The organism is Mesorhizobium alhagi CCNWXJ12-2, from assembly GCF_000236565.1.
In the GTDB taxonomy this organism is placed as follows: Bacteria; Pseudomonadota; Alphaproteobacteria; order Rhizobiales; family Rhizobiaceae; genus Allomesorhizobium; species Allomesorhizobium alhagi.
In genome coordinates, this window is the sequence record NZ_AHAM01000287.1 from 1 (window position 1) to 4,457 (window position 4,457).

At 59.3% G+C, this 4,457-nt stretch carries 4 protein-coding genes and 2 pseudogenes; 2 read left to right on the forward strand and 4 right to left on the reverse strand.

Annotated elements, in window-relative coordinates; all coding sequences use genetic code 11:
- The first annotated feature begins 164 nt into the window (after nucleotides 1-164).
- Entirely contained in the window at nucleotides 165-362 is a 198-nt protein-coding gene (locus tag MAXJ12_RS38610) for a hypothetical protein (RefSeq protein ID WP_008839963.1), read from the forward strand.
- A gap of 1,921 nt (nucleotides 363-2,283) precedes the next feature.
- On the opposite strand, the pseudogene MAXJ12_RS39335 reads toward MAXJ12_RS38610, so the two are convergent.
- From MAXJ12_RS39335 to MAXJ12_RS30190, 3 genes and pseudogenes are all read right to left on the reverse strand, one after another.
- A pseudogene (locus tag MAXJ12_RS39335) lies at nucleotides 2,284-2,622 on the reverse strand (L-idonate 5-dehydrogenase); the annotation flags it as partial.
- 262 nt (nucleotides 2,623-2,884) lie between these two features.
- Complete coding sequence (locus MAXJ12_RS30185) at nucleotides 2,885-3,319, reverse strand: TA system VapC family ribonuclease toxin (RefSeq protein WP_008839966.1); 435 nt, start codon at nucleotides 3,317-3,319, stop codon at nucleotides 2,885-2,887.
- Nucleotides 3,316-3,543 (reverse strand): DUF6364 family protein, encoded by a 228-nt coding sequence (locus tag MAXJ12_RS30190; RefSeq protein WP_008839967.1) that lies wholly within the window; start codon nucleotides 3,541-3,543, stop codon nucleotides 3,316-3,318. The genes MAXJ12_RS30185 and MAXJ12_RS30190 overlap by 4 nt, the downstream gene beginning before the upstream one ends.
- A 288-nt stretch (nucleotides 3,544-3,831) precedes the next feature.
- On the opposite strand from MAXJ12_RS30190, the pseudogene MAXJ12_RS39340 reads away from it, so the two are divergent.
- Nucleotides 3,832-3,990: pseudogene (locus MAXJ12_RS39340) on the forward strand (manganese catalase family protein); the annotation flags it as partial.
- Between the two features lie 280 nt (nucleotides 3,991-4,270).
- Here the strand turns inward: MAXJ12_RS39340 and MAXJ12_RS30195 are convergent.
- The coding region (locus MAXJ12_RS30195; RefSeq protein ID WP_008839969.1) for a YciE/YciF ferroxidase family protein at nucleotides 4,271-4,457 on the reverse strand (187 nt) is incomplete at its 5' end.

Below are 4,457 nucleotides of genomic sequence, written 5' to 3' on the forward strand. Positions count from 1 at the left end.
TTAGTCCACTGCCCCACCGAATCCTTCTTAGGATCGAGCGGACGCTTTTGGCCGCGTCGCCGGTATCAGCGCTGGAAAGACCGGGCAGATTTGTGAAGGTGCTGGTTGCGCAATGGTTTTCGCGGTAAATTGTTGCCCTACGTAAATCGATCGCGGAGGGAACTATGTGGCTGCGGCTCACAAAAGAGACCGGCGCTATCGTCGCCGTAAACATGGACAACGTGACAGATTTTACCCGTGAGGGTAGCGCCACGAATCTAAGGACCGTTTCCCCTTCGGGCGACAAGTTTCACATTGTTCGCGTGAGCGAGGATGTTGATGACATCATGAGACTGATCGAAGCGGAACAACAGCCTCGATAGGCAATTTCAGGCAATATGCCCTGCCCGTGCAGCGGGAACACTCCATATCGTTCCGGCATGTGACGCTGAGGCCACGCACAGGCGAACGCGCAAATCACCAAGGCATACAATCCCCTGGATCATGCCAATGAACGCTGTTTCGGCTTTATTCCTATTATGAACAGTGTTCATTTTAGCCGGACCGGATGGCGGCGGCAATGTTCTCGGCGGCAACAGCGGCTTCCTCAGCGGGTTGAACTGCAGCCCAAGCACGTCTTGCACAATCATCAGCCAAACCAGCGCTGCGTTCACGTTCGGCAAGGAGGGCGCGGGCTATAACCCGAACCGACCCATCATCGTGCCCTAGTGGGAGGTTGTCGAACACCTCTCGCGCCGCCTTCAGGATTCTATCCGGTATCTCCGTCATCACTCACACCAGCACCAGGTTCGAGGCGGCGACTTACGTTGGCACCGAACTACCGGATTCGACCAAGACGCGCGCCGTCTGTACTTCCTTGACGCCTTCCAGCAGCTCGACGAGGCGGACGAACTGCCCCTCTTCGATCCGCGCCGGCCCGGCATAAGCCGCAGGCCACGGTCGCGCATTCCGTCGAAGACGCCAGTGTCGACCGCCCGCTTGATCCTGGCGATTGTGCCGTCGTCGATCGGCACCGCAAAGCCTTGACTATGGAGCAGGCCCCGCGCCCGGTCGAATGTGCCGACAATGCCGCCCAGAGCCGAGGCTAGGGGCGAGGCGAGCCGGTTCCAGCCGCAGCGGATGCCCTGAAACGTTGGATCATTGCCTAATTTTCCGGACGAGGGGAAAGCCAACAGAATTCCATCGTAAGGATGGCGGTTGGCCTGGAGGCTGGTCGAACCTCGGCGTTCGCATCCAAGGCGCTTTGTCGCCGCGCGATGACCGAGACACTCCCATTTGTACGCCAGCATCCGCGATTTCATCGCGCAACGTTTCTTCGATTTCCCATCGAGTAGCGTCGGCCTCGGGGTGATTTCTCAGCAGTTGGTCAGCCTTTGCCTCAAGGTCCAGTGACGAATTTCGCTTTTGGGCGTACGAAACCGTGTCTGCTATTTCCAACGCCAATGGAAGCTTAGACATCGACTTCTCCTCCTCTGAGCTGCCGCGCCTTGTCCATACGACCTCGATTGGGCGAAATTGCGGGCAACCCAAGAAGGTTGACGCCGCCATGGCTATATTCGACGTGGTCTAACTCGGCAGGACCACTTCGAAGATTACAACGACACGTAGAACCTCGTTCCCGCTTTCGTCGCGGAGACAGCTCGCTAGGTCTCTTTGTTTCCGGACCTAAGCACGAAGGGCATGATTTCGACCAAAGTGTTTATCGCCTTGTCCTTGGGATCTTCGATATCGAAATGCTCCGATCCATAGCCGTCAATTGAAACATGGCCGTTGTTGTGGAAGTCGGAGAAGTACCTCATTGCAATGACTTAGAGCGGTCGTTTTGCCCTTCAATCTGCCAATCCCGCCGGGCCGCGCCATCCGCCCTGGGGGAACGGATTCAGCTCGGCAACGCGAGGGCAGCGAGTGGATTCCGGCAGCCGGCGGTGAAGCAACCCTCAGATCGTGTTTTGGCAGCTGTTGGCCGTGGTAAAATCGACTCGCATGGTCCCTCGTTTCCTACCGTGGGGGAGACCGTGCGGGCTGGCGCTACTGGGGCGACTGAGTAGCGCCAGCCACCCGATCTGCAGTTATGTTCGCTAATCTGCTAATCTGCTGTGTACGGACAAAGCAACGGCGATGATAGCGGACTCGGACGACACCGCGCCGGGCGCTCAGGGGCCGAGCTGCTTTGATAATAGCCAGGATGGACATCACCGTTCTGGCTCCAGCACTTTCGGAGGAAACACCGGGCGATGCCATGCCAAGCCTGACGATGCGGGACTGTCCGCAGAAATTGCCATCGGTGCCCTTGTCGGCCGCAAAACGGTCGAGCCCGTCAGGCGTTTCGGAGATGTTGACCGTCATATCGGCCGCGGCCTGTCGCGCATGTCGAGAGGGTGAACGGGCTCAGATCCGTTGCGAGATCATGTCGCCCCTGCCCCGGCGCGGCCAGGATGCATAGGAATTCCGATCGGGCCAAAGCCCGTCACGAGCACGGCTTTGCCCAGCATCGGCCCGGCTCGCCGCGTGGCATGACGGCAGACCGCCAAAGGTTCGGCATCGCCGCTTCGCCCGGGTTAGCCCGTCGGCCGGCGCGCGCTGCGCGGCATCCGCCACAAGCACCTCACGGAAGGCGCCCTGATCGGCAAAAACAAATTGTGCAAAGCATGGAAACGCTTGAGAAAGTCCAGGACAGTTCAGGGTAGCAGGTCATCTGGCCTAGACCGTGCCTCGGTAACGTCGTGATGCTCACATTTCGCATCGCCTGAGCCGCTTAACGTTGGCGACGCTACCAACCGGGACCAATCAAGCACTGAATGAATTACCTGGGCTGGCGAGCGGCCCGAGGTGCTTAGCTGGCGCTGTGCAGAATTGGCCCCGGTTTTCGCCACCTGAGACGCTTTCATCCGGGAATATGATGGAGGGAGGCCTTCCCGTTCCCAACCGCGGCCACGGAAAGCTTGCGATCGAATGTTGCCAATTGCCCGCCGTGCGATTGCGCCAACGCTAGAAGATAGGTGTCGGTGACCTGTGCGGAGGTCAGAATCCGAGCCGGATCGACTTTGTCCGATCCGACGAGGCTGAAATCGTCGGGCCAGAAGCAGTGGCCGCGAAGAGCGCGCAGCTTTTCCACGATCGCGGCGACGGCCGCTGGCGACCCAGGTGAATTCGGATATTTGGGATGGCCCACGATGCAGATGACGCCGTTTTCGGTCATCGGGCAGCTTGCCCAATCGGAATTTCCGGTCGCTTCGAACCACGCGTGAGCAGCCTCATGAGCGACATGACCGGGGTCGATCAGAGCAATCAGCACATTGACGTCGAGCAGAAATGTCACGGCAGTTCGTCGCGCAATGCGTTTACCGTATCGAGGGTTACTAGCGGAGTATCCGGACGCGCCGCAAGCAAGGGAATGCCGTTGCGTTCACCGGCCGGTTGTGGTCGGCGCAGAGAACGGCGGGCAAGATCGGAAATGATGTCTCCAAGGCTACGGTGCTGCTGGTCGGCTATCGCCTTGGCTGCAGCGAGGACGTCGTCGTCGATCGCAAGTGTGGTTCGCATAGCACTCTCCATATCAGCGCATCAATCATCACGCATCATAGAGGGCGCTGACAATGTTCGCAAGGTGCTGGAGCCGAGCGAACGAATTGATTATTCGCGTCGCCGAACGAGGTCTGCCGAGGGCAACATCCGCCCCCTTCTGCCCTTCCCCGAAATAGGACCATGGGCAAGATTAATCCCTGAGCTGCGCTTCATCAGCCCATGTCGCCGACCGATACCCGACATTCAATCAACCAGCGCCCTGCACCAATTCCGTCTCTCCACACAGCGTTTGTCAATTGTTTCGTCGAAGGCATTGATCCACCCGAGGGCCGGTGGTCGAGCGGCCCGTCGCTCGACGGCAAGGGGGAGTTCTCGACGGTTGCTGGCGAACCGACGGGAAGCGAGCCCGTGTTGGCGCCGCCGCGGCCCGACAGCGGCGCCCAGCACGAGCAGATCAGGGGATAGACTTCGAAGCCGAACTGGCAGGCTAGCTATCCTGAGATGGAGATAAGGAGGCCCACCACCAAAGACGGCGGGCCTCCCAACAAGCTATTACGCTTGCTGTCGCGCAGCCAGCACTGGCTAAAGGCGTTGAAGTTGCCGACGAGAACTGCCCGGCAACATCGCCAATGGGGTCCGCTCCGGCTCTCGAAGGTCACGCAGGAGCTGGAATCACGAGTTGACAAGGCCGGCCTCCTTGCCATTGCAATGGAAAGGGAGGCCAACGGCCACCCATTCCAAATGGTCATGCAGCTTGTTGCAATGCGCGTTCGTTCACACCGCCCTCGCCAAGGGCGGAGAGCGCTTCGTCTGTTTTCGTCTCTTCTTCGAGTGTGGCCTTCAGGAGCTTCACCGCTTCGGGTTTTCCAAGCTGTTCCGCCCACGCAATGAGGGTCCCATAGCGGGCGATCTCGTAATGCTCGACCGCCTGG

Excerpts from the sequence above, each read along its gene's own strand:
- MAXJ12_RS38610 (WP_008839963.1), top strand. The coding sequence starts at position 165 with ATGTGGCTGCGGCTCACAAAAGAGACCGGCGCTATCGTCGCCGTAAAC.
- MAXJ12_RS30190 (WP_008839967.1), bottom strand. The coding sequence starts at position 3,543 with ATGCGAACCACACTTGCGATCGACGACGACGTCCTCGCTGCAGCCAAG.